The organism is Bartonella rattaustraliani AUST/NH4 (assembly GCF_000312565.1).
GTDB lineage: Bacteria > Pseudomonadota > Alphaproteobacteria > Rhizobiales > Rhizobiaceae > Bartonella > Bartonella rattaustraliani.
The window spans coordinates 1-1,401 of the sequence record NZ_CALW02000105.1 but is presented as its reverse complement, the minus strand read 5'-3'; the positions used below and the strand labels follow the sequence as shown (position 1 = coordinate 1,401).

Below are 1,401 nucleotides of genomic sequence, written 5' to 3'. Positions count from 1 at the left end.
TATTATAATGGGCTTGGTTTATGGCAATGCAAAATTATCAGGGAGCGCACGTATTCATAGAAATGCCGAGGTTTATGACAATGCTGCTATCAGTGGCGCTGCCAAAATTTATGGCAAGGTTTATGAGAATGCTAGCGTGGGACGCCATACAGATGTTTATGGCTCTGTTTATGGCAATGCCAAGATCTCTAGTTATATCGTGATTAGAGGGAACGTCTATGGGAATGCGAGGATAAAAATACATAGTGGTTTATGCTCGGTTCCCATAAATTGTGAGGTTTATGAAGGCGATAACGTTGTAAAGATTACTGAAAATAAAGCCGCATAAAATAACACTACGGCGCGGCGGGGGCGCCTTTCCCTTCATTTTCAATTTACAATCTAACGAATTTATAGAATGGACGTTTTTTCATGATTATTACAGGTCTACCCAAAATGGGTAAATGCAAAAAATATGAGCTCACTAATGAAACTATAGAAGTTAAAGATGAATTTGGCAGGATGACAACACTTCATCGCATTAAAGCATTAATAAGTTTTGGAGATGTTAAAAAAGGTGATTTAGGTGGCTTTATTGAAAGTGAACACAACCTTTCTCATCATGGTGGTTGTTGGGTTGGTGATGATGCCAAGGTTTATAATGCTGCCGTTGTTTGGGTGCATGCGAAGGTTTTTGAAAATGCAGTAATTTGTGATGAGGTGCATGTTAATGGGTTTGCGAAGGTTCATGGCAATGTACGAGCTTATGGTCGTGCGATTATTGGTGGCAGGGCACGTATTTTTGGAGATATGCAGCTTTTTTCAGGTGCATGGGTTACAGGAAAAAAAGAGATTTCTACGGGGTTAATGTATTCTGGAGATAGAGTAGAAACTATAGATGAATTGAGAGAAAGGTACGCAGCGCTTTCTAAAAGGTAGGATTCAAAAAAAGAGCCGTATCAAATGAATGACGCGGCTTTAATTTTAACAAACCCAAAAAAAACAACTACCTGTAGAAGTTAGATACATATGTATAAAAACTCTATCAAATTACAAGCGCTCATAATAAAAACCGTGCAAATCACTAGGCAACTTAACACGGCTTTTATCAAAATGATTCGTCGGTTTAGGCACTTTTATCTAAAGAAAACGAAAAAAGTACGAATTCATAACTAAGAGACAAGAGAAATGTTCAGAGCAATAAATTCAACACTATTTTGACACATAATGTGCATAATTGCAAGTGCTAAATAAAAAACGCGCCATTAAATGACGCGGTTTTTAACTTGCGTAGATTTTTTGAACTAAGAGGAAACTTCGATTTATATACCAAATAGCCTCTAAAATTGCAAGCAAAAAATGTAGATTCATTGTTTAGATTCAACATGTTATGGTATATTTGTTTGTGTAATATATCAATAT

1 protein-coding gene and 1 pseudogene are annotated in these 1,401 nt (G+C 36.5%); both read left to right on the top strand.

Annotation, left to right across the window (positions count from 1 at the left end):
* Positions 1-328: pseudogene (locus BN67_RS14595) on the top strand (hypothetical protein); the annotation flags it as partial.
* 83 nt (positions 329-411) lie between these two features.
* On the top strand, positions 412-918 hold the full coding sequence (locus BN67_RS12375) for a bactofilin family protein (RefSeq protein ID WP_019224148.1): 507 nt from the start codon (positions 412-414) through the stop codon (positions 916-918).
* Positions 919-1,401: the final 483 nt, after the last annotated feature.

Bases quoted from the DNA above. Each gene is read 5' to 3' on its own strand.
- BN67_RS12375 (WP_019224148.1), top strand. From the start codon at position 412: ATGATTATTACAGGTCTACCCAAAATGGGTAAATGCAAAAAATATGAG.